Below are 20,494 nucleotides of genomic sequence, written 5' to 3'. Positions count from 1 at the left end.
TTAGCTTGGAATTATGCGGTTACTCCATACTTCGGATTGGCATCTGGGCCGGTCGTTCCACGGCGTTGGCATGCTTGAGGCCCAACGCGGCTTCGTGGACCAGCTGGTGACGTTCGTGGACGCCAACTCGGTGGACGTCGTGCTCATTGCAGGGGACGTTTATGATCGCGCCCTGCCGGGCCTGGACGTCGTCACACTGCTGGATGATGCTTTGGTGCGGCTCACCCGGGCCGGGGCCAGCGTTGTGCTCACCAGCGGCAATCACGATTCCGCCATCAGACTGGGTTTCGCTTCCCGGTTGCTGGAACGAGGGGGAGTGCACTTGCGCACGCGGGTGGAGGACCTGGACAGCCCCATTGTTTTCCCTTTTGGAGGCGAACGGGACGCCCCGGGCCAAGTGGCGGTCTACGGAATTCCCTTCCTTGAACCCCGCCTTGTGGCCGAGCGGCTGGGCGTGGACTCTGCCAACCACTTTGACGTCACACAGCAGGCAGTAGGGCTTATCAAGAAGGACGTTGAACGTCGCCGCGAATCCGGACCTGTCTACCCGGTGGTCCTGGCACACACATTTGCCAGCGGAGGCATCACGTCCGAAAGCGAGAGGGACCTCAGTATCGGGGGACTGGGAGCGGTGCCCTTGGACCTCTTCGAAGGATTCACTTACACGGCACTGGGGCACCTCCACGGACGGCAGCAATTGGCCGGCAATGTCCGCTACTCGGGTTCGCCGCTGGCGTACTCATTCTCCGAAGCCAAGCACAGCAAAGGTGCCTGGTTGGTGGACATCAACCCGTCAGGGGACATCGACGTCCAGGAAGTAGTGTGGGAAGCCCCCAAGACCCTGGCCGTACTGCGCGGGACTTTGGATGAGCTCCTGGAGTCCGGGGAGTATGCCTGGGCCGAAGAGGCCTACTGCCAGATCACCATTACTGACGCGCAGCGGCCAACCCAGGCCATGGAAAAACTGAGAGTCCGCTTTCCGGGCACGTTGGTCCTTTCCTTTGATCCCGAAGGCGCCGGGACCCGGACCACGACGAGCTACAGTGACCGACTCGCCAAGGCCCAGGACGATCTCGGAGTCTGCTGCGGCTTTCTGGAGCATGTCCGGGACCGCGGAGCCGGCGAGGCCGAAGAAGCTGCGCTCCGGGAAGCACTCGAAGCCGTCCGCTTGGAAGAGGCGGAACTGTGAGAATCCATCGCCTGGAAATAGAAGCCTTCGGCCCTTTTGCCACTGCCCAACACATCGACTTCGATCACTTGGGAGCGCAAGGACTCTTCCTCCTCAACGGTGCCACCGGGGCAGGCAAGACCAGCATCCTTGATGCCATCTGCTTTGCCTTGTACGGAGCCGTGCCCGGCGCACGCCAGGAAGGAAAACGCCTCCGCAGCGATCACGCGGCACCTTCAGCCGAACCACGCGTCGTCTGCGAATTCTCGGCACGCGGACGGCGCTTCGAAGTGACGCGCTCGCCCGCCTGGGAACGCCCCAGCGCACGGGGCAGGAACGGGTTCACCACGCAGCAGGCGAAGACCCTCCTTCGGGAACGGATCGCCGGGAGTTGGGAGGAGAAATCCTCAAGGAACGACGAAGTCGGTGCCGAGCTCGCGGACATTTTGGGGATGGACAGGGAACAGTTCACCCGCGTGGTGATGCTTCCCCAGGGTGATTTTGCGGCGTTCCTCAGGTCCAAGGCCAACGACCGCCTGGAGCTCCTGCAGAAACTCTTCGGTACGCAACGCTTTGAAGCCGTCGAACGCCGGATCGCACGGCAGGCGGCGGAAGCCGCACGGGCCGTGCAGGAAAATGCCTTGGAACTCAAGCTGTTGCTGGACCGGGCTGCAGCGGAGCGCCAGCAACTGGGACTCGACCAAGCCGCGACGGAAACTGCCGGGACTACAGTTGCTAATCCTGATGCCGGCGGAACAGCCGGGCAGGAACCGGAGGCCTGGCTGGCAGAGGTGGCAGCGGAGGTGAGTGCTGAATGGACGCGGAGGACAGACGAAGCAGACCAGGCAGAGTCGCTGTCCTCGCGCCTTGCCGAACAGTTCCGGCAAGCCCAGGAAAAGTCATTGCGGCATGCCCGGCTCGGAGCCGCAACGCAGAGGCGCGTCCTTCTTGAACTGGCCGCGCCGCGGGCACTGGAGAACAGGGACAAGCTCGCGAGGCACCGCCGGGCTTCCGTTCTGAGCGGCCAGCTTGACGCCGTTGACTCCTCCGCCCGCAAGTATCGCGCTGCCGTCGCAAAGGTTGAGCAGCTACGGGAACGGCTCGAAGCTGCAGGGCTGGAGGCAACAAACTCCAGCGCATCCCTTGAACGCCTCAAGGCCACCTATGCGGTTCTGGAAGCCCGCCTCCCTGACGAAACGCGACTGGAGGACATCGCCGGCCGGCTTGCCGCCAAGCGTCGCGAACAGGCAGACCATGAAGCAGCAGTCGACCGGGCCGTGGACGAACTGGAACGGCTGCGTGAAGAAGCGACAGCTGTGAGCGGCCTGATTGAACCACTGGAACCGGCGGCTGATGGACTCGCGGAGCTTGAGCGCGAAACAGCCAATGCTGCTGAGCTGGTGGAAATTGTGTCCCGCCATGCCGAGGCAGCCAACGAGTTGGCAGAGATCTCCGAGAAGCACCTTCGAGCCCGTGCCACGGCCCAGGATCACCGCCAGGAATGGCTTGACGTTCGCGAGCTCCGCCTGGCCAATGCGGCAGGGGAGCTGGCTGCCGCGTTGGAGAGCGGTCAGCCATGCGCTGTGTGCGGGAGCGAGGACCACCCGCATCCCGCAGCTGCGGTACGGTCGGCCCTGTCCCTGGCCCAGGAAGAGGAACACGCCAGGGAGCGGTTCGAGGCCAGCGAAAAAGCCCAGGGTGTCCTTGTCGAGCAAGTCTCCGCAGCCGCCCAGGTCCTTGCCGGACTGGCGGCCCAAGGCGGCACCGTGGATGCGGAGGAGGCACAGGCGCGTCTCCTGGCTGCCCGGACCTCGACTTCGGCGGCGACAAAGGCATCCCGGACCCTTGACCAGCTTCGGAGCAAGCAGGAGGGCATTACCAGGAAACTGGCTCAAGTGCAGGAGCAGCACGCAGAGGACGCCGGTGCAGCCTCCCGGGCGTCCTCGGCCGTCCTTCACCTGCAGGAACAGCACGACACTTTGAAGGCCGACCTCGCCGGTTTACGGGAAGATTTCCCGAGTCTTCGTGAACGGTTGGAAGCCCTGTCCGCCGAGCGCACGCTCCTTCAGTCGGCAGCTGATGCCGACCGGGAACTCCAGCAGGCAGGACAGGCCCAGGCCGACGCCGCCGTATCGCTCCAAAATGCCTTGCCGGACTCAGGGTTCGCCTCGGCAGAGGAAGCGCGTGGCGAACTGCTTCCGCCGGCCGATGTGGTCGGTCTGGAGAAAGACGTGGCTGATTTCGACACTGAAGCGGCCCGCCTGGACGAGTTGTTTGCCAGCGAGGACTTGGTTCTGGCGGCCAAGGAAGTCCGGATCGGCGAGCTTCCCTTGCCTGAGGCTGAACTCGCCGAGGTCAAGCTCCACGCCGCCGACGCGGCTGATCGGGCAAGGGCGGCAGCATTGTCGGCAGCCCTTGCCGCGAAATCGGTGGAGGCCATTGAACGGATCCGGGTCGAGTACAACACCTTGGCCGAGGCCGGCAGGGAACCCCGCAACCAGGCCCGCATCCTGGCTGAACTGGCCGACACTGTCCGGGGTGCCGGGGACAACAACTACCGTATGAGCCTGAACGCCTACGTCCTGGCGGCACGCCTTGAGCAAGTGGCACTCGCGGCCTCTGAAAGGCTCGTTGCCATGAGCGACGGCCGGTACACGCTGCAGCACACCGACGCCCGCGCGGCCCGGAACCAGAAATCCGGCCTCGGCCTTGAAGTGGTGGACGAATGGACCGGCCAGCGGCGCGACACCTCCACGCTGTCCGGCGGGGAATCCTTCATGGCCTCGCTTGCCCTGGCCCTCGGCCTGGCTGACGTGGTCCAGCAGGAGGCGGGCGGCGTGGACATCGAGACACTGTTTGTCGATGAAGGCTTCGGCAGCCTGGACGAACAAGCGCTGGAGCAAGTGATGGACGCTTTGGAAGGATTGCGCGACGGCGGCAGGGTAGTGGGCCTGGTCAGTCACGTTGCCGAAATGAAGCAACGCATCACCAACCAGCTCCAGGTGGTCAAGGGACGGCACGGCTCCAGCGTGCGGATTGCCGAAGCTGTTCCGGTCTGACAGGTATCCGATAGACTTAACCCGTTACACCGGGTCGCGCGCATCGGGAGGAGGGACGATGCGCAACCTTTAGCGAACCCGGATTAATGGAAAAAACTTCTGTGGCCTCCCAGCCCTTGTCTTCGACACCCGCGCGGACCTCGCGTCTGCCTGGCCGTTTCGCACGGCTTCCGGAACTTGCCGGACCTGGTTTCCTGCCGCTGGGCCTCTTCGCCCGGCTTCCCCTCGCCATGTTGACCGTTGGCACCCTGACCTTGGTGACCTCAGTCAGCCACTCGTATGCAATCGGCGGCATGGCTGCGGGAGCGGTCGGCATCGGCTCCGCCCTGGGCGCACCTGTCCTGGGCTCCCTGGCTGATCGTGCGGGGCAACGCATCGTCCTGCTCGTCGCCGCGGTCATCAATACCCTGGCTGTTGCCGGGCTTTTGGCCGCAGCCTATATCACTCCCGGCTACGGGGAGGTAGCCGATGCTGCGGGCGTCCTGATCGCGGCCTTCCTTGCCGGTGCGAGTTGCCCCCAGGTAGGCCCCATGGCCCGCGTGCGCTGGATGGCCCTGACCACCCGCAATCTTTCTCCCGGCGCAACCGGTGGGAAAAGAAGCGTGGCCGCCAGCCGGGCTGATCTTGACACGGCCCTATCTTACGAAGGCACCGCTGACGAGGTCACGTTCGTGCTCGGCCCGGCGCTGGTGGGTGTGCTGGCCAGCATGGTAGCCCCATGGCTGCCGCTCGCGCTTGCCGCCGTCATGACCATCACCCTGGTCCCTGCTTTCGCCGTCCACCCCAGCCAGCAGGCCGTGGTGCCGGCTCCGCGCAAGGTGAAGGCCGGCGTCGAGGGTTCAGGCGAAGAGGGCACTCAGGCGGCCGCGCCGCGACGCAAGCGGTGGGCCGGGGCGGTAGTGGCGGTGCCGGTGGTGGCGATGGTGTGCATGGGCACTTTCTTCGGTGCGACGCAGAACGCGTTGAGCGCCTTTTCAGCGCAATACGCCACTGCAGAGATTGCGGGCCTGTTGTACGCGGTGATGGGTCTGAGCTCGGCGGTTGCCGCGTTGTCTGTCGCGTTCTGGCCGCAGCGCTTCAGCTTGGCTTCGCGGTGGGTTGTGGCTGCCTTGGCGATGTCCGCTTTGTCCTTGCTGCTGCTTCTTCCTGCGGGTATCTGGCCCATGGTTTTCGTACTGCTGGTGCTCGGCATTCCGGTGGGTCCGGTCATGGTCACGGTCTTCAGCATCGGCGGCGTCGTTGCCCCGTCCGGCCGAATGGCGACTGTCATGACTGCCCTGGCCAGCGGGATTGTGGCCGGTACTGCGCTTGGCTCCTACCTGGCCGGACAGCTGGCCGAAACGCAGGGCCCGGGCGCGGCTTTCGTGGTTTCCATGGCCGCCGCCGCGGGCCTCCTGCTGCTGGGTGTTGTGACGTCCTTGGTGATGAAGCGCCAGCCTCAGGCGTAGTCGAGCGCACCGGACAGGGACCGGGCCATGAGCTCCACCAAACGCTTGGACCGCTCCTCGTCGGGGTCTGCCAGGTGCTGCATGCTGATGCCGTCGATCCCCGAGATGAACAAGCGGGTGATGTCCTCCAGATTGGCGGGGACGGGCTCGCCGGCGGCTTCAGCGGCTCCGCGGAACAACTCCAGCGTTGAGCCCACCCACCCGTCGTACATGGAGCGGTTCATGAGCAATGCCTGTGGCTGGTCGTCGGCTTCCACCCGGAAGCGTCGGAGCAGCAGTTCGAACGTGGTGACTTGTTCGTGGGGGTTTTCCAGCATGCGGCTCCAGATGCGCCGGGCGTGGGCGCCCACCATGTGGCGCAGGCCCATGCCGGGGTCGGGGACGGGGTCCAGTGCCTTGGCGTAGTCCCTGCTGAGGAAGTTATAGACCTCTTCGAGGAGTTCGTCCTTGCTGCGGAAACAGTAGTGCAATGCCGCGAGGGGGGCGTCGGCCTCGCTGGCGATGCGACGTGTCGTAGCCGATGCCAACCCATCCTGTGCGATCACCCTGGCTGCCGCCTCGACGAACTGCAGGCGCCTTTCTTCGGCGGGAACCCTTGCCATCCGTTACCTTCCTCATGCTTCTTTCCACCCGTGATCGGATCCACCAACCCAGCGGTCTCATCGATCGTAGGCGCTCTCCGCCGTGACGGCCTCGTGGCCGTGCCGTGGCGGCGGAAAAGTCCTCTGTAAGAAATTTTACGTCAAAACCTAGTCAAGTGACCCAGTCAAGCGACATACTTCTTTCAGGAACGTTGTCTGCATCACATCCGGATGCGGTGACCTGAGGAGAATCGATGCAGGATTTCGCTGATCTGGTGATCACGAATGCCTCTGTCCACACCATGGACCCGGCGCAACCACACCGCATGACTGATGCCATCGCCGTCAAGGACGGCTGCGTCGCAGGGCTCGGCCAAAACGATGTGAGCCGGCTGATTGGCCCGGAAACGCGGGTTGTTGACGCCGCAGGAGGGGCTGTTATTCCCGGCATCAATGATGCCCATTTGCACTTCGTCTCGGCGGCGATGGCCGCCTTCGGCTATGTGCGGCTGGACCCGGACATCGCCCCGGACTGGGCAGCCGTCGTCGATGTGCTGACGGCAGCACCGGTGGGCCCCGATGGCTGGATCCGCGCCCACGGCTGGGACGAGTCGATACTTGGACCGGCCAAGGGCCTGTTGGATTGCCGCCCTGACGCGCCCCTCGTGGCGTTCGACGCCACCGGCCACCAGCTCCTGGCCAACCGGGAAGCGCTCAAGCGTGCCCGCATCAGCGCCACGACCCCTGATATCCACGGCGGCGTGATCGTCAGGGGAGGGGACGGTGCCCCTTCCGGCCTGTTCCAGGACGGTGCCATGGAACTCATCTCCCGTGCCATGCCACCCGTTCCGGCCGCAACGCTCCGCCCGGCGCTGCTTCGCTTCCAGGAGTATCTGCACTCGCTGGGCATCACCTCCCTCACGGAGCCTGGATTGGGGCCGGCCAGCGCCGGGCTCATGGACGGAGCAGGTTCGACGGCGGCGCTCGGGTTGCTGGGCGACCTCGCCTTGTCAGGCGAACTGACGCTGCGGATCAATGTCCTCATGCTCTTCGCCGGAACCGGGGGAGCCAATGCCCGGGCCGTTGAGGAAGGCCTGCGAAGCGGGCTGGCAGAAAGCTGCAGGAACCGCGGCATCGATCCGGAGCAATTGAGGATAGCGGGCGTCAAAGTCTTCGCGGACGGGATCCCACGCAGCGGCACCGCCTGGATGAGCGAGCCCTATGGCACGGCCTGTACGCACGGCAGCCTGGTGATCCAGGGTGCCAGCGATGGCGAACGGGTGGCTGAACTCAACCGGATTCTGCAACTCATCAACGATGCCGGACTGCAGGCCGGTGTCCACGCCACGGGAGATGCGGCCACCGCCGCAGCTGTGCAGGCGATCATCGAAGCCACTTCTCCCGGCGGGAGTCCCGCGTCCGCCGGGAATCACCACAACCGCCACTACATCATCCACGGAGCCTTCAGCGACACAACCACCCTGCAGACCATGGCTTCCCGGGGCATCGGATACAGCACCAACCCCCTGATCCGCCAGGAAGCCGGGGACATCATGCGCCAGGTCCTCGGCGAGGACCGCTTCTCCCGCCACCAGCCCCTGCGTTCAGCAGTGGAGGCGGGCGTACGTTTCAATATTGCTTCCGACGCACCTGTGACCAGTCCGGATTGGCGGCGCACAGTGGTGGCCGCCGTCCGGCGTGCCACCCGCTCCACCCCTGGTGCACCGGGTGACCCCGAGCGGATCACCGGTCAGCAAGCGCTGGCTGCCATGACCCTCGAGGCTGCCTGGCAGGATCACGCGGAGCACTCCAAGGGCTCCCTGCTACCCGGCAGGACAGCAGATCTGTGCCTGTTATCCACCCCGTGGCCGGCCGATGAGGAGATCGAGAAACTCCTCGACACAGACATCCGGCTCACTATCAGCGGTGGCCGTGAAGTCCACCCGTCCACCAGCTAGAACCATTTTCTTCCGTTCCAAACCATTCGTCATTCAAGGAGCAACACATGCGACGCATTATTCCTTTGGCCATGGCCGCTGCACTGTCCATGGCACTTGCAGCCTGTGGCGGCGGCTCCGGCCCGGCTGCCGTCCCGGCCGCCGATGGGACCACCACCCTTAAAGTGGGAACCATCGGCATAGGGTCCGACGCCGGCATCCGCCTCGCGGCCGACAAGGGCTACTTCAAGGAACAGGGCCTCAACGTCGAGATCTCTGTCATCGCCAACCCTCCCGCGGGAATTGCAGCCGCCCAGAGCGGTCAGATCGACCTCAGCTATACGCCTTCCATTCCGCTCCTGAATGCCTTGAGCCAGAACGTGCCGCTCAAGATCGTTGCCGCAGCTGACGGATACAAGGACGGGGCAGGAAAATCCAGCGACCTCAACCGCGTGGACGATACCGGCCTCCTCGTCCGGAAGGATTCTTCCATCACTCGCCCGAAGGACCTCGAGGGAAAGAACGTCAGCGTTCCGGCAAGGAAAGCGCAGCTGGAGGTGACGGTCAGCAAACTGGTCAAGGATGACGGGGGAGATCCCGCCAAAGTGAACTGGATGGTCCTGGACCCGTCATCGGCTTTGCAGTCGTTGAATTCCGGACGCGTGGACGCGGCGTCCCTGGTCGCTCCGTTTACCTCCAAAGCGGTGTCAGAGGGGAACCGCCTGCTGGCGTCCCCCGGGGTCGAGTTCTTTGAGCAGGGAGCAATTGGCCTGTGGGTCTCCGGGGCTAACACGGTGAAGTCCAAGGAAAAGGCCTTGGCAGGGTTCAAAGCCGCCATCTACAAGGCGAACGCTTACGCCAACGGCCACATCGATGAAGCGCAGCAGCTCAGTGCGGAGATCACCAAGACCCCGCTTGACGTGGTCAAGTCCGGGGCCGTCAACTACTGGCCCGATGAGGTCCGTGTGGAAGACATTGAGCGGGCCAACAACAATCTCGCCGACCTCGGCTTCCTGAATGCGCCGGTGAAACTGCCGGCCGACCTCATCTTCGGCAAGTAGGCAGGAGAACGCCATGGGAGATTCATCATGAAAGCGTCCGTACGCCCCTACGCCTTCAGCATCGTGGGCGTCGCGGGGGCCCTGGTCATCTGGCAGCTTCTCGCAGAGGCCAAGGTTGCAGGAACTGCCCTGCCGCCGGCCACGACAGTGTTCGCGACCCTTGCGACCATCCTGGGAACAGGAACGTTCTGGTCCTCACTGGGGGCCACGATCGGCATCGCATTGCTCGCTCTGGCGCTGTCTGCCGTGGCCGGCGTAGCCATAGGGCTGCTCGTCGGCAGTTTCGAGTCCGTCAAGTACGCCACCTTGGCCGTCTTGGAGTTCCTCAAGCCGGTCCCGCCGATCGTCATCCTGCCCCTTGCCGTGCTGGTCCTCGGCCCAACAGCAGAGATGTCGCTGTTCCTCGTAGTATTCGGTTGTTTGCTTCCCATCGTCATGCAGACCGTGGATGGCGTTCAGGGCACCGACCCCGTGGCACGCGACACCGCCCGTTCCTATGGCATGGGAGAGGGCGAAATCCTGGCCCGTGTGGTGCTTCCCAGCGCCATGCCTTACATAGGAACAGCGATGCGCGTGGCAGCTCCCGCAGCCTTGGTAGTTACCGTGGTGGCCGGACTCCTCGGCGGCGGCCCGGGCCTCGGCCAAAACATCTACCAGGCCCAGGCCGCGGGTGACTACGCCGGACTCTATGGTTTGGTGATTGTCCTCGGAGTCCTGGGCCTCCTGTTCCAAGGTGCCACGCGCCTGGCTGAGCGCCGGGTCCTGCACTGGCACGAGTCCTACCGGGAAGTGGTGCCGCGATGAGAATCACAATGCGTAACTGGGTGATCGGCGTCGCCGCCCCTGTGCTTCTGTTGGTGGCGTGGTGGTTCCTTTCCGCGGACTCCACAGATCCTTTCTTCCCCCCGCTGCAAACCATCCTTGTCCGCTTCCAGGAATTGTGGCTCTTTGAACACTTCCAGTCCGACGTCCTGCTCAGCCTGGGAAACCTGTTTATCGGTTTCGTCATCGCTGCTGCGGCCGGGATCGCACTGGGGTTCATCACGGCTCTGGTTGCTCCTGTCCGGTGGATGCTTGACCCGTTGATCCACTTCCTCCGCGGAATACCCCCGGTAGCGCTGGTGCCGATCTTCATCTCGCTCATAGGCTTCGGCACCCAGATGCGCGTCACCAGCATCGCCCTGGCGGCGCTGTTTCCCACCATGATTGCCACGGTGGACGGCATCCGCAGCGTCAGCAACGACCTCTTGGACGTCTCCAGGGTCTACCGCCTGACCCGCAAGGAACGTGTGCTGAAAGTGCTCTTGCCGGCGGCGACCCCGCAGATCTTCTCCGGGCTGCAGGTGAGCCTGCAGGTGGCGTTCATCGTGATGATCGCCAGCGAGATGCTGGGCAGTTCCCAAGGGATCGGAGCCATGACTTTGCTGGCCCAACAGAGTTTCATGACGGCGGACATGTGGGCGGGAATCCTGCTCCTTGGCGTCATCGGCTTCCTGGTCAACATCCTGTTCAGCCTCCTTCGTCGCAGGGTCCTGTCCTGGTACATCGGATCCCGCCGCCTGGCGCGTGCATCATGAGCAACCGTCCGGCCCCGACTCTTCCCACCCAAAACAGAAAGTCCACCATGGCACAGCAACCAGAAACACGAGTAAGCGCCGCCACGCCCCGGTTGGACGTGGCGCACCTCGCCAAGACCTATGGCAGCGGAGGAAAAGCACGCACGGTCATCGAAGACCTGACCTTCACGGTGGATGCCGGCGAGGTTGTCTGCATCGTGGGTCCATCCGGCGTCGGCAAGACGACCCTCCTCAAATGCCTGGCCGGACTCCAGCCGGCGACCAGCGGAAGGGCCGCCATCGATGGGCGGACCATCAGCGGCCCGCCTCCGGAAATGGCCTTGGTCTTCCAGGACTACAACCGGTCGCTGATGCCATGGCTCACGGTCAGGAAGAACCTGGTCCTTCCCCTGCGGCATCTCAAGCTGTCCGCAGCGGAACTGAAGGAGCGCTGCGACAGTGCGCTCGCCGCCGTCGGCCTCTCCCACGCCGACAACCAGTATCCCTGGCAGCTGTCCGGCGGCATGCAGCAACGCGTCGCGATCGCCCGGGCGTTGGCCTACCGGCCCGAGATTCTGATCATGGACGAACCTTTCGCGTCAGTGGATGCGCAGACGCGGTTCGACCTGGAGGACCTGTGCCTGAAGATCCGGCGGGATTTCAACATGACCATCCTGGTGGTAACGCACGACATCGACGAAGCGGTCTACCTTGCGGACCGGGTGGTGGTCCTGGGGTCACGGCCCGCGCGCGTGCTCAAGGTGGTGGACGTGGACCTGCCCGCTCCCCGCGACCAGATCACCACGCGCTCGCTGCCGGAATTCGCCCGGCAGCGCACAGAGGTGCTCTCACTCATCAAGAGGCCTGCATGACGGGGCAAAGCGCCAGCGGCAACCGCCGGCCCAACGTCCTGTTCATCATCGCCGACCAGCTCCGGGCAGACCACCTGGGCTTCGGCGGCAACGGCACTGTCAAGACCCCACACCTGGATGCGCTCGCGGCCAGGAGCATCGTCTTCGGGAATGCGACAGTGGCCAATCCTACGTGCATGCCCAACCGTGCCAGCCTGATGACCGGGCGGTGGCCGTCGGCGCATGGAACCCGGTGCAACGGCATCACGTTGGATCCCCTGACGCAGACGGTTCCGGGATCCTTGGCTGCCGGCGGCTACCGCACGGTGGGAGTGGGAAAACTGCACCACCAGAACATGGGCTGGGAATTTGAACCCCACCAGGCCGAGGAAATCCGGGCCACCGACCCCATGCTTTTGGACGCGGCGGCCGGGGACGCCCGCCGTCATGCTTTCCCTGCCGGGTGGGACCTGTGGGAAAACCGCGAAGCGCACGATGAGCGGTTCATTGCGCTGCCGTCGGACTACTACGGCTACCAGCACGTAGACCTGGTCATTGGACACGGCGACCGGCCTGGTGGCCACTACGTGCATTGGGCCAGGGAACGGGGCGTCGACCCGGAGACTTTGGGTGGTCCCGGCAACTCGTCCAACAGATATGGCGGGTGGGACCAGGTGTACCAAACGGCCATTCCAGCGGAGGTGCACCCCACCAGCTACGTGAGCGAGAAAGCGATAGAGCACCTGAAGGATGCCGCGGGCCAGGATCAGCCGTTCTTCATGTTCGTGTCCTTTCCCGACCCCCACCACCCGTTCTCCCCGCCGGCCGGCTACTCCGGGCTCTATGATCCGGCGGCCATGCCACTGCCGCTCGGCTTTGACCAGGACCACGAAGCATCGCCGGCGCACGTGCGGGACATGATTGAACACCGAGGAGAGCCGAATCCGGACCCCACCATGACGTGGGCCGCAACGGAGGAGCAGTACAGGAACGCGGCAGCCGCCCAGTACGGCCTGATCACCATGATGGACGAGCACATTGGCCGGATACTCGATGAGCTGGACAGGCAGGGGCTGGCGGAGGACACCATCGTGGTGTTCACCAGCGACCACGGTGACCTGTTCGGCGACCACGGCCTGATGCTTAAGCACTTTGTCCACTACCGCGCCGTCACGAATGTCCCGTTGGTGCTGCACATCCCCGGAAGGCCGCCGGGCCGGACGGAAGCGCTGGTTTCCAGCGCGGATGTGGCACCCACGCTGCTGGAGCTCACTGGATCCCGGGGTTACCGCGGAATCCAGGGACGCTCGCTGGTGCCTTTGTTGGAAGGGGCTACTGAGCAGCACCGGGACGCGCTGTTGGTGGAGGAGGAGCAGCCGTTCGGTTTGCCGGGTTTGCCGGGACCGGTCCGCATGCGGACGGTCATCACGCCTGAGGGGAGGTTGACCAGGTACTTCGGCACTGACCTTGCCGAACTGTACGATCACCGCACCGATCCCGGTGAGTTGACCAACCGCGCCGGCGATCCCGCTTTCGCTGAGTTGGAGGACCGCCTGCTGCGAACCATGCTGGAGGAGATGGCCGCTTTGACGGATGAAGGGACAGCCCCGACGGCGGCAGCGTAGTCAACTGCCCGAAACACCGGCCCGACGGCGTCCCCCGGGTTCCGGTGCAGGGAACCGTTAGTGGCTGTTGCGGTAGCCAGTGGGGGAGTTCCCGAAAGCTGCCCGGAAGATCCGGCTGAAGTGGGCGGCGTCGGTGAACCCCCAGCGGGCCGCAATGGCGGTAACGGGCCGTTCGGCCAGCACCGGATCCCGCAGGTCACGCCGGCATCTCTCCAGCCGCCGTTGCCGGATGGAGGCAGCCACCGTGGTTCCGATTTCCTGGAAAAGATCGTGGAGGTGCCGGGTGGAGATGTAGTGGGCCGCCGCTATGGTTCCGGGGGAGAGCCCGGGATCTCCGAGGTTGGCTTCAATGTAGTCGTGGATACGCCCCAGGAGCAGCAGGTGCGGGTCCCGGCCGGTTTCGATCAGTTGATCGAGTTCGCCGTTGAACAAGGTGGTCACCAGATCCAGTGCGTTGTGGACCAGCCGGAGCCCGTTGGTGCCGGAGAGGGCATCGAGGTTGTCGGCCAGTTTCACCAGGAACGGGCTGATGAGTTCACCCAGGCCTTCGTCGCCGGGTATCCGCAACGCAGTGACGTGGCCCATGGCCTCGGCCGGCAAGTCCAGCAGGACATGCGGAAACATGAGCACCAAAGTGCGGAAGTCGTCGTCGAACGTTAGCTGATAGGGGCGGGAGGTGTCGTAGATGGAGAGGTCCCCCGGGCGCAAGACGGCTTCGCGATCGTCCTGAACCAGGCGACCCGATCCACTGAGCTGGATGCTGAGCTTGAAGAAGCGGCCCGTGGACTTGGCAATCAGCTCCGGGGTGCGCAGTACGGTGTGGGGTCCGGCGGTGATTTCCACCACCGAGATCTGTCCCAGGACGCGGGCGCGCATGGTTCCGTGGAATGTCGAATTGCGTGGCCCCTGGGCCAGCAGGGGTACGAAGGAAGCGGAGATTGCCCTGCTCCACTCCTGGAACGACTCCGCCACGATGGTTTCCACGGTTGCGGGGCCCGTATCAGCCGCGACGGTCATCAAGTTCCCTTTCAATGGCCCGTGGTGCCGCTGCCAGGAGGCAAGAACGCCGGTGGCGCGGATGTGAGCTTGCCCACGATTCTACACCGGCGCCCGGGCGCGAACGTGCTTGCGTGCAGCGACAAGCTCCTTGCCGTGTGAGACAAGTCACGCACCCGCCGTGCGGTGGAAGATTGCGGAATGACAGACATCGTGCCGCGCACATCTCCCGCGGCGCCGAGGCAGGAGCACACTATGAGCGTGGATAACCCCGTTATGGGCACGACCGCCCGAACGGTCGAAAGCAAGAGACGGCTTGGCGTACCGGCAGTGACCTTCATGATTATCGCGGCCTCTGCGCCGTTGACCGTCCTCGCAGGCGGAGTGACCACGACTTTCGCTGTGACCGGCGTGACGGGTGTTCCATTGTCCTTCCTGGTCCTGGGCGGAATCCTGGCGCTCTTCGCGGTGGGCTATGCGGCCATGAGCCGCTATGTCACCAACGCGGGCGCCTTCTACGCCTACATAGCACAAGGCATTTCGCGGCCTGCGGGCGTGGGCGCGTCACTGGTTGCCCTCATGGCCTACAACCTGATGCAGGTAGGCATCTACGGACTGTTCGGCTTCACGGTTTCTTCGCTGCTGTCCGCGCGACTGGGCATCAGTGTCCCATGGTGGATTCCGGTTCTGGTCTGCATCGCCATCGTCGGCTGGCTGGGTGTCAACAGGGTTGACCTCTCCGCCAAGGTACTCGGCGTCCTGGTGGCCCTCGAATTCCTGGTGGTCATCGTTTACGACGTCATCAGCCTCGCCGTGGCCCCGGAAGGTGTCAGCGCTGCCACCTTCAGCCCGGAGACGCTGTTTGTGCCCGGGATCGGAGCCGTCCTGTCTTTCGGCATTGCGGCGTTCATGGGCTTCGAATCCGCCGCCATCTACGGTGAGGAGTCAAAGGATCCCCAGCGTACTGTTGCGAGGGCAACGTTCGCAGCTGTGGGAATCATCGCCGTCTTCTACGCGGTATCGGCCTGGGCCATGACCATGGGGGCCGGCCCCTCCGCCGTCATTGCGACGGCCACAGAGAATGGTCCGGACATGATCTTTGCGTTCCTGGGTGCCAACGGAGGCGTGCTGCTCAGCGACATCGCCCAGCTCCTCTTCGTCACCAGCCTCTTCGCAGCACTTGTCAGCTTCCACAACGCCGTAGCGCGGTACTTCTTCTCCCTCGGCCGCGAGCGCGTCCTGCCTTCGGCGCTGGCCAAGGTCCGGGCCGGCAGCGGGGCGCCGTACGCCGGTTCGCTGGCGCAGACGGTGATCGCCGTCGTCGTGACCCTGGCGTTCGCCATCGCAGGATCCGGTTCCGAACTCGGCGAACTGTACCCCGTGCTGACCATGTTCACGTGGCTGACCAACAGCGGGGCCATGGGGCTGGTGCTGCTGATGACCGTGGTGTCGGTTGCCGTGATCGGCTTCTTCCGCCGGCAGCAGCACGGCGCGAGCCTGTGGGTCAGGGTCGTTGCGCCGGCACTGGGCTTCGTATTGCTCGCAGTGGTTTTCGTGCTCATCCTGGCCAACTTCAACGTCTTGCTGGGACAGACGGAGTCGACGGCTGCCACGTTCGTCCTGCCGCTGTTGGTCCTGCTTCCAGGAGTCGTGGGCGTGGTGTGGGGCCTGCGCCTGCGGCGCTCGCAGCCTGCGCTGTACGCCCGGATCGGGCATGGCTCGGAGGACTGATCCTCTGAGGCCCGCAAAGGAAGCCCCGGCACGTTCTCCGTGCCGGGGCTTCCTTTGTTCCACCCTGCCGTACTAGCCCGCTATGGCCGGATTCAGTTCCGGGGTGTGGTGGGTGATGCTGATCAAGCGGCCGTGTGCGCCGAACGTGAAATGTACGGGTTCCGTGCCTTCCTCGTTCCAGCGAAGAGGCTGCCGTGGGAGCGGATGGCCCGGGGATCGCGGTGGTCGGCCACTGTGACCGAGCCGCACGGGATGACTTTCTCCCGCCAGGTGAAGACGAAGATTCCGGGGCGGACCTGGAGAACAGTGTTGGAGTCTGTGTCTGCCAATCCGCGCTCCGGACCGGCGAGGCATTGCCAGGTGTACCAGGTGGGGCTGAGGTAGATGTGTTCGTAGGCGTGTGATTCGCTGTAGACCCATTCGACGCGCCGGCCGATGAGTGCCGTGCTTTCCGAGATGGCCTCGCCCGTGGCGGAATAACCGTCCAGTGTTCCGGAGCGGAAGTCGTGGTGCACGGCGACACTGGAGGCGGTGGCCCTGCCGAGCGCGGCGCCGATGTAGAGCGCCCGGCCCCGCGCAAGATCAAGGACCAGGGATACGGCGAGTTCCGGTTCCAGGACGCTCTGCCATTGGCAGTAATACAGCTCCTCGGCTACAACGAAGGCTTCGTAGGCGGCTGTTCCTGCGTGGCCGGCGGCAGCCCATTGCACTTCTTCGTCGTCGAAGCTGAAGGTCATGGGTCCGCCGTCGCCGCGGACGGAAAATTGTTGCCCGGCCAGGTCCTGTACGGCGGGGGCCTTATTGGCGTCGAAGCCGGGGGCCAGTCCGTCCAGCGGCAGCCAGTTGGAGGTGTCAAGAAGATTCAGGCTCATGGATTCCTTCTCGTGCTCGAAAGAAGGAGCGGACGGCGTGTCCGGTCCTTCTTCGAGTATTCGGTGCCCTGGCCCTGGAGTCTTGTGCTGTGGGGCACGTCGCTTGACCTGGAAGGAAAGGTTCAGGCCAGTTGGCTTTCGATGCGTGCAGCACTGGCTGCCAAGGCCTTTCCAACGGCGTCGGCGTCCTGGTCCAGGCGGATATAGACGACGGCGATCGCCGCCGGCCGTCCGCCCGGAACCTTGATGGGGGCAGCAATGGAAGACAGTCCGGCAACGACTTCGTCGTGGCTGGTGGCGTAGCCGACGCGGCGGGCTTCGTGGGCCTCGGGCCGGTAGGGGTTGCCCGCGCCTACCTGCTGCCAGCGTTCCTCGGTCATGGTGGATTGGATGGCAATACCGGGGGCACCTGTGCTGACGGGATGACGGCTGCCCGGGTGCTGGGCGAGCGCCGCGCCTGTGTGCCGTGGTTCGACGGTGACAAGGGTGACACATTCCTGGTGGTCCCAAACGGCGATGAAGGCCGTCATATGGAGGGTGTTTGCCAGTTGTGTGAGTTCGGGGAGGGCAGCGGTTTGCAGGTTCCGTGAGACGCCGCTGGCCAGGACCGAAAGGCCGGGGCCAGGCTGGACGCGTCCGGAGTCGTCGCGAACCAGCAGGGAATGGTCTTCCAGGGTCCTGAGTATCCGGTAGGCCACGGAGCGGTGCACGCCCAGTGCTTCTGTGAGTTCTCCAATGGTGAGCGGCCGATCGGCGGCGGCGAGGATCTCCAGTGCCCTGATTCCACGGGAGAGCGTTTGCGACGGCGGGACCTGTGTCCCGGCTTCCGGCTGGCCCTTGACGCCGCTGCTTGGATTCATGCGAACCATCCTATGTTGGCGGCGCGGCGTGGGGGCTGTGCTTTGGGTCACAGGCTGTAGTATTGTTTCCTAACTGACCGTTCTGTCGGTTAATGCACGTCTCGCATCGCTCTGTCACACATCCCTGGAGTTTCAATGACCGCAACTTCCACTGTCGACTCGCCGTCAGGCCCAAGCAGCAAGCGCGAAGAGCGCCGGGTCCTGGCCGGAACCCTGGTGGGCACCACCATCGAGTGGTACGACTTCTTCATCTTCGCCCAGCTCACTGCGACGCTGCTGGCGCCTTTGTTCCTCTCTCCCTTGGAGAAGTCCAACCCGGGAGTGGCCCAGCTTTTGTCCTTTGCCACCATCGGAATCAGCTTCCTGTTCCGTCCTCTCGGAGCCTTCGTCGCAGGGCACCTTGGCGACAAGATGGGTCGCAAGGCCGTACTCGTCATGACGCTGGTCATGATGGGAGCTGCCACCGCACTGATCGGTGTCCTGCCCACCTACGAAACGATCGGGCTTTGGGCACCTGTGCTGCTCATCTTCCTGCGGGTCGTCCAGGGCTTCTCCGCCGGCGGTGAATGGGGCGGTGCTGCCCTCATGGCCGTGGAGCACGCACCGATCAAGAAGCGTGGACTCTTTGGTGCCTACCCGCAGATCGGTGTGCCCATCGGAATGATCCTGGCTACCGGTTTGCTCTTCTTCCTGCAGTCAGGAATGTCCAAGGAGGCCTTCTCTGCCTGGGGCTGGCGCGTGCCCTTCCTGCTGTCCGTTGTTCTGATCGTGGTGGGTTACCTGATCCGCCGCGCGGTCGGCGAGAGCCCCGTCTTCAAGGAACTTGCCCAGCGAAAGGCTGAAAGCAAAGCTCCCCTGGGTGAACTCTTCCGCAGGAACAAGAAGGAAGTTGTCCTCGCTGCGCTGATCTTCATCGCCAACAACGCGGCAGGCTACCTGCTGATTGCGTTCTTCATCTCCTACGCCACCAAGGCCCTGAAGATGCCGCTGCCACAGGTTCTCCTGGCCACCACCATCGCTTCCTTCGGCTGGCTCATCTTCACCATGGTGGGCGGTTGGCTCTCGGACAAGATCGGCCGCGTGAAGACGTTCTTGATCGGCTATGGCCTGGTCTTTGCCTGGATGATTCCGATGTTCGCCCTCATCGACACCAAGGACATCCTGCTCTATGGGACTGCGCTGTTCGTACTGACGATCGGCCTGGGCCTGTCCTACGGTCCGATGTCGGCCATGTACGCAGAAATGTTCCCGGCCCAGGTGCGCTACTCGGGCATCTCCATCGGCTATGCCCTTGGTGCCATCCTCGGTGGAGCTTTCGCGCCGCTGATTGCCCAGGCGCTCCTGGATGCCACCAAGTGGTCCGGTTCGGTTGGCCTCTACATCATGGGCCTCTGCATCATCTCCGCCGTTGGCGTGATCCTCGCCAAGGAAACCCGGGGACGTCCGCTGGGGTACAGCGTCCACCACTGACATCGACACGACAAAAGCGGGTGCGGTCCACATGGACCGCACCCGCTTTTTGTCATTGCCGGGACCCTGTCTCCGCTACCGGGTCCGACGCCGGCTACGGACGCCCGGCGACGCCCGCGCCTTCCAGCTGGCGCACCACATCGGCGTCGGAAAGCTGTTCGAAGTGACCGTAGAAAGCGCCGACAGCATGGAATTTACCTGGCGTGTGCAGGGCAATGACAACATCGCAGACCCGGGCGAGCGATGCCGACGCTTCAAGCGATGCAACCGGGACGGCCACCACTACGGTGCCCGCTCCTGCCGACCGGACGGCTTCCACCGCGGCCCGCATGGTGGCGCCGGTGGCAAGTCCGTCGTCCACCAGGACAACGGTCTTCCCGCGCAGGTCGCGGTCCGTGCCCGGGTATTCCTTGGCCCGGCGCAGCAGCTCCGAACGTTCCCGGGCTTCGACGCTATCCAAGGCCGACTGGGAGATGCCGCGGGCAAGAATGAGATCCCTCAAGGGTTTGTTGACGATCCGGAGCACCTCGCCCTGTGACAACGCCAAAGCCCCGAACGCAGTTTCGTCCCGGCCGGGAATTCCCAGTTTTCGCACCAGAAGGGCGCCAAAGGGCAGGTAGAGTTCCCCAGCTGCTGCAGCGGCTACCGGAATACCACCCCGGGCGAGCCCGAGGATGATGGTGTCCGGTCGCTCCCTCAGCTGCGGGAGTCCTTCAGCCAGGCGTCGACCGGCTTCCGCGCGGTCCTTGAAACGCATGCCCATCTGCTCCACTTCCACGTCATTTGTTGCCCTTCCAAGCCTACCGTCCACACCTTGCCCGGCGCGGCCTCCACTGAAAGCATGGGCTTGTGAACAAGCCCATCGGATATTGGATCAAAAGGCTGGACGCTGCGCTGGAAGTCCAGTTGGACCGCACCTTGGCGCGGATCAAGCTCACGCGCCGCCAGTGGCAGACTCTTGCCACCCTGGCCGAGCACTCCATGCTTCCGGACCAGCTTGAGGAGGCACTGCAGCCACTGTGGGGCGGTGACATCCGGTTGCGCGAGCGGGAACTGGCAGCCTTGGTGGGCCGGGGAATGATCACGATGATCGATGACCGTTTGGCGCTGAGCGAGCGGGGACGGGAGAAGTACCACGAGGCGCAGCAGCTGGTGGAAGATGCGCGTCAGGATCTTTCGATGGGCATCGGCATCGATGAATACGCCATGGCATTGAGCGTCCTGGAGCGCATGAGCCTCAACGCGGAACGGCTGGCCCGCTAGACCAGCCGTACCGCGT

The 20,494-nt window shown here is 64.2% G+C and carries 17 protein-coding genes; 12 read left to right on the top strand and 5 right to left on the bottom strand.

Annotated elements, in window-relative coordinates:
- Positions 1-13 precede the first annotated feature (13 nt).
- The 3 genes from HMI60_RS12285 to HMI60_RS12275 all read left to right on the top strand — a co-directional run bounded on the left by HMI60_RS12285 (position 14) and on the right by HMI60_RS12275 (position 5,675).
- Positions 14-1,189 (top strand): exonuclease SbcCD subunit D, encoded by a 1,176-nt coding sequence (locus HMI60_RS12285; protein ID WP_193589731.1) that lies wholly within the window; start codon positions 14-16, stop codon positions 1,187-1,189.
- A complete protein-coding gene (locus HMI60_RS12280; RefSeq protein WP_193589730.1) occupies positions 1,186-4,227 on the top strand; it encodes an AAA family ATPase in 3,042 nt (1,013 codons plus the stop codon). The genes HMI60_RS12285 and HMI60_RS12280 overlap by 4 nt, the downstream gene beginning before the upstream one ends.
- Before the next feature lie 86 nt (positions 4,228-4,313).
- Positions 4,314-5,675, top strand: a complete 1,362-nt coding sequence (locus HMI60_RS12275) for an MFS transporter (RefSeq protein ID WP_110503964.1) — start codon at positions 4,314-4,316, stop codon at positions 5,673-5,675.
- On the opposite strand, the gene HMI60_RS12270 is transcribed toward HMI60_RS12275, so the two are convergent.
- Positions 5,666-6,277 carry a TetR/AcrR family transcriptional regulator gene (locus tag HMI60_RS12270; RefSeq protein ID WP_018776302.1) on the bottom strand — a complete coding sequence of 204 codons (612 nt, stop codon included), beginning with the start codon at positions 6,275-6,277 and terminating at the stop codon, positions 5,666-5,668. The genes HMI60_RS12275 and HMI60_RS12270 overlap by 10 nt on opposite strands.
- Before the next feature lie 233 nt (positions 6,278-6,510).
- On the opposite strand from HMI60_RS12270, the gene HMI60_RS12265 reads away from it, so the two are divergent.
- Genes HMI60_RS12265 through HMI60_RS12240 form a run of 6 tightly spaced genes read left to right on the top strand, consistent with a single transcriptional unit; the run spans position 6,511 to position 13,286 of the window.
- Entirely contained in the window at positions 6,511-8,214 is a 1,704-nt protein-coding gene (locus HMI60_RS12265; RefSeq protein ID WP_055972153.1) for an amidohydrolase, read from the top strand.
- A gap of 47 nt (positions 8,215-8,261) precedes the next feature.
- Complete coding sequence (locus HMI60_RS12260) at positions 8,262-9,254, top strand: ABC transporter substrate-binding protein (protein WP_055972156.1); 993 nt, start codon at positions 8,262-8,264, stop codon at positions 9,252-9,254.
- A gap of 27 nt (positions 9,255-9,281) precedes the next feature.
- Positions 9,282-10,058 carry an ABC transporter permease gene (locus HMI60_RS12255; protein WP_064721752.1) on the top strand — a complete coding sequence of 259 codons (777 nt, stop codon included), beginning with the start codon at positions 9,282-9,284 and terminating at the stop codon, positions 10,056-10,058.
- The gene (locus HMI60_RS12250) at positions 10,055-10,831 is read left to right on the top strand and encodes an ABC transporter permease (RefSeq protein ID WP_189075135.1); all 777 of its coding nucleotides are present in this window, start codon (positions 10,055-10,057) and stop codon (positions 10,829-10,831) included. The genes HMI60_RS12255 and HMI60_RS12250 overlap by 4 nt, the downstream gene beginning before the upstream one ends.
- A complete protein-coding gene (locus HMI60_RS12245) occupies positions 10,828-11,682 on the top strand; it encodes an ABC transporter ATP-binding protein (protein WP_193589729.1) in 855 nt (284 codons plus the stop codon). Before HMI60_RS12250 ends, HMI60_RS12245 begins: the two co-directional genes overlap by 4 nt.
- The gene (locus tag HMI60_RS12240; protein ID WP_193589728.1) at positions 11,679-13,286 is read left to right on the top strand and encodes a sulfatase; all 1,608 of its coding nucleotides are present in this window, start codon (positions 11,679-11,681) and stop codon (positions 13,284-13,286) included. Before HMI60_RS12245 ends, HMI60_RS12240 begins: the two co-directional genes overlap by 4 nt.
- A gap of 57 nt (positions 13,287-13,343) precedes the next feature.
- Here HMI60_RS12240 and HMI60_RS12235 read toward each other — a convergent pair whose 3' ends face one another.
- Positions 13,344-14,303: a helix-turn-helix domain-containing protein gene (locus HMI60_RS12235; protein WP_018776295.1), complete on the bottom strand. Its 960-nt coding sequence runs from the start codon at positions 14,301-14,303 to the stop codon at positions 13,344-13,346.
- Between the two features lie 234 nt (positions 14,304-14,537).
- On the opposite strand from HMI60_RS12235, the gene HMI60_RS12230 reads away from it, so the two are divergent.
- Positions 14,538-16,013: an APC family permease gene (locus tag HMI60_RS12230; protein ID WP_064721756.1), complete on the top strand. Its 1,476-nt coding sequence runs from the start codon at positions 14,538-14,540 to the stop codon at positions 16,011-16,013.
- A 122-nt stretch (positions 16,014-16,135) separates the two neighbouring features.
- Here the strand turns inward: HMI60_RS12230 and HMI60_RS12225 are convergent, their stop codons facing one another.
- Positions 16,136-16,885 (bottom strand): MoaF C-terminal domain-containing protein, encoded by a 750-nt coding sequence (locus tag HMI60_RS12225; protein ID WP_227453524.1) that lies wholly within the window; start codon positions 16,883-16,885, stop codon positions 16,136-16,138.
- A 122-nt stretch (positions 16,886-17,007) separates the two neighbouring features.
- The gene (locus tag HMI60_RS12220; RefSeq protein ID WP_035733076.1) at positions 17,008-17,754 is read right to left on the bottom strand and encodes an IclR family transcriptional regulator; all 747 of its coding nucleotides are present in this window, start codon (positions 17,752-17,754) and stop codon (positions 17,008-17,010) included.
- Positions 17,755-17,880: 126 nt separating this feature from the next.
- On the opposite strand from HMI60_RS12220, the gene HMI60_RS12215 reads away from it, so the two are divergent.
- A complete protein-coding gene (locus tag HMI60_RS12215; protein WP_018776291.1) occupies positions 17,881-19,215 on the top strand; it encodes an MFS transporter in 1,335 nt (444 codons plus the stop codon).
- A gap of 94 nt (positions 19,216-19,309) precedes the next feature.
- Here the strand turns inward: HMI60_RS12215 and HMI60_RS12210 are convergent, their stop codons facing one another.
- Complete coding sequence (locus tag HMI60_RS12210) at positions 19,310-19,993, bottom strand: phosphoribosyltransferase (protein WP_039241998.1); 684 nt, start codon at positions 19,991-19,993, stop codon at positions 19,310-19,312.
- A 71-nt stretch (positions 19,994-20,064) separates the two neighbouring features.
- Between HMI60_RS12210 and HMI60_RS12205 the strand changes: the two genes are divergently transcribed.
- Complete coding sequence (locus HMI60_RS12205) at positions 20,065-20,478, top strand: MarR family transcriptional regulator (protein ID WP_018776289.1); 414 nt, start codon at positions 20,065-20,067, stop codon at positions 20,476-20,478.
- Positions 20,479-20,494 lie beyond the last annotated feature (16 nt).

Source organism: Paenarthrobacter sp. YJN-D (assembly GCF_015040335.1).
Classification (GTDB): Bacteria; Actinomycetota; Actinomycetes; order Actinomycetales; family Micrococcaceae; genus Arthrobacter; species Arthrobacter nicotinovorans.
The sequence above is the reverse complement of the archived record's forward strand: the minus strand, read 5'-3'. Positions and strand labels throughout refer to the sequence as shown.

What these genes read in the sequence shown, in the direction of transcription:
- HMI60_RS12260 (WP_055972156.1), top strand. Translation starts at nt 8,262, where the DNA reads ATGCGACGCATTATTCCTTTGGCCATGGCCGCTGCACTGTCCATGGCA.
- HMI60_RS12285 (WP_193589731.1), top strand. Translation starts at nt 14, where the DNA reads ATGCGGTTACTCCATACTTCGGATTGGCATCTGGGCCGGTCGTTCCAC.
- HMI60_RS12255 (WP_064721752.1), top strand. Translation starts at nt 9,282, where the DNA reads ATGAAAGCGTCCGTACGCCCCTACGCCTTCAGCATCGTGGGCGTCGCG.
- HMI60_RS12240 (WP_193589728.1), top strand. Translation starts at nt 11,679, where the DNA reads ATGACGGGGCAAAGCGCCAGCGGCAACCGCCGGCCCAACGTCCTGTTC.
- HMI60_RS12270 (WP_018776302.1), bottom strand. Translation starts at nt 6,277, where the DNA reads ATGGCAAGGGTTCCCGCCGAAGAAAGGCGCCTGCAGTTCGTCGAGGCG.
- HMI60_RS12215 (WP_018776291.1), top strand. Translation starts at nt 17,881, where the DNA reads ATGACCGCAACTTCCACTGTCGACTCGCCGTCAGGCCCAAGCAGCAAG.
- HMI60_RS12235 (WP_018776295.1), bottom strand. Translation starts at nt 14,303, where the DNA reads ATGACCGTCGCGGCTGATACGGGCCCCGCAACCGTGGAAACCATCGTG.
- HMI60_RS12220 (WP_035733076.1), bottom strand. Translation starts at nt 17,754, where the DNA reads ATGGTTCGCATGAATCCAAGCAGCGGCGTCAAGGGCCAGCCGGAAGCC.
- HMI60_RS12225 (WP_227453524.1), bottom strand. Translation starts at nt 16,885, where the DNA reads ATGAGCCTGAATCTTCTTGACACCTCCAACTGGCTGCCGCTGGACGGA.
- HMI60_RS12275 (WP_110503964.1), top strand. Translation starts at nt 4,314, where the DNA reads ATGGAAAAAACTTCTGTGGCCTCCCAGCCCTTGTCTTCGACACCCGCG.
- HMI60_RS12230 (WP_064721756.1), top strand. Translation starts at nt 14,538, where the DNA reads ATGAGCGTGGATAACCCCGTTATGGGCACGACCGCCCGAACGGTCGAA.
- HMI60_RS12265 (WP_055972153.1), top strand. Translation starts at nt 6,511, where the DNA reads ATGCAGGATTTCGCTGATCTGGTGATCACGAATGCCTCTGTCCACACC.
- HMI60_RS12250 (WP_189075135.1), top strand. Translation starts at nt 10,055, where the DNA reads ATGAGAATCACAATGCGTAACTGGGTGATCGGCGTCGCCGCCCCTGTG.
- HMI60_RS12245 (WP_193589729.1), top strand. Translation starts at nt 10,828, where the DNA reads ATGAGCAACCGTCCGGCCCCGACTCTTCCCACCCAAAACAGAAAGTCC.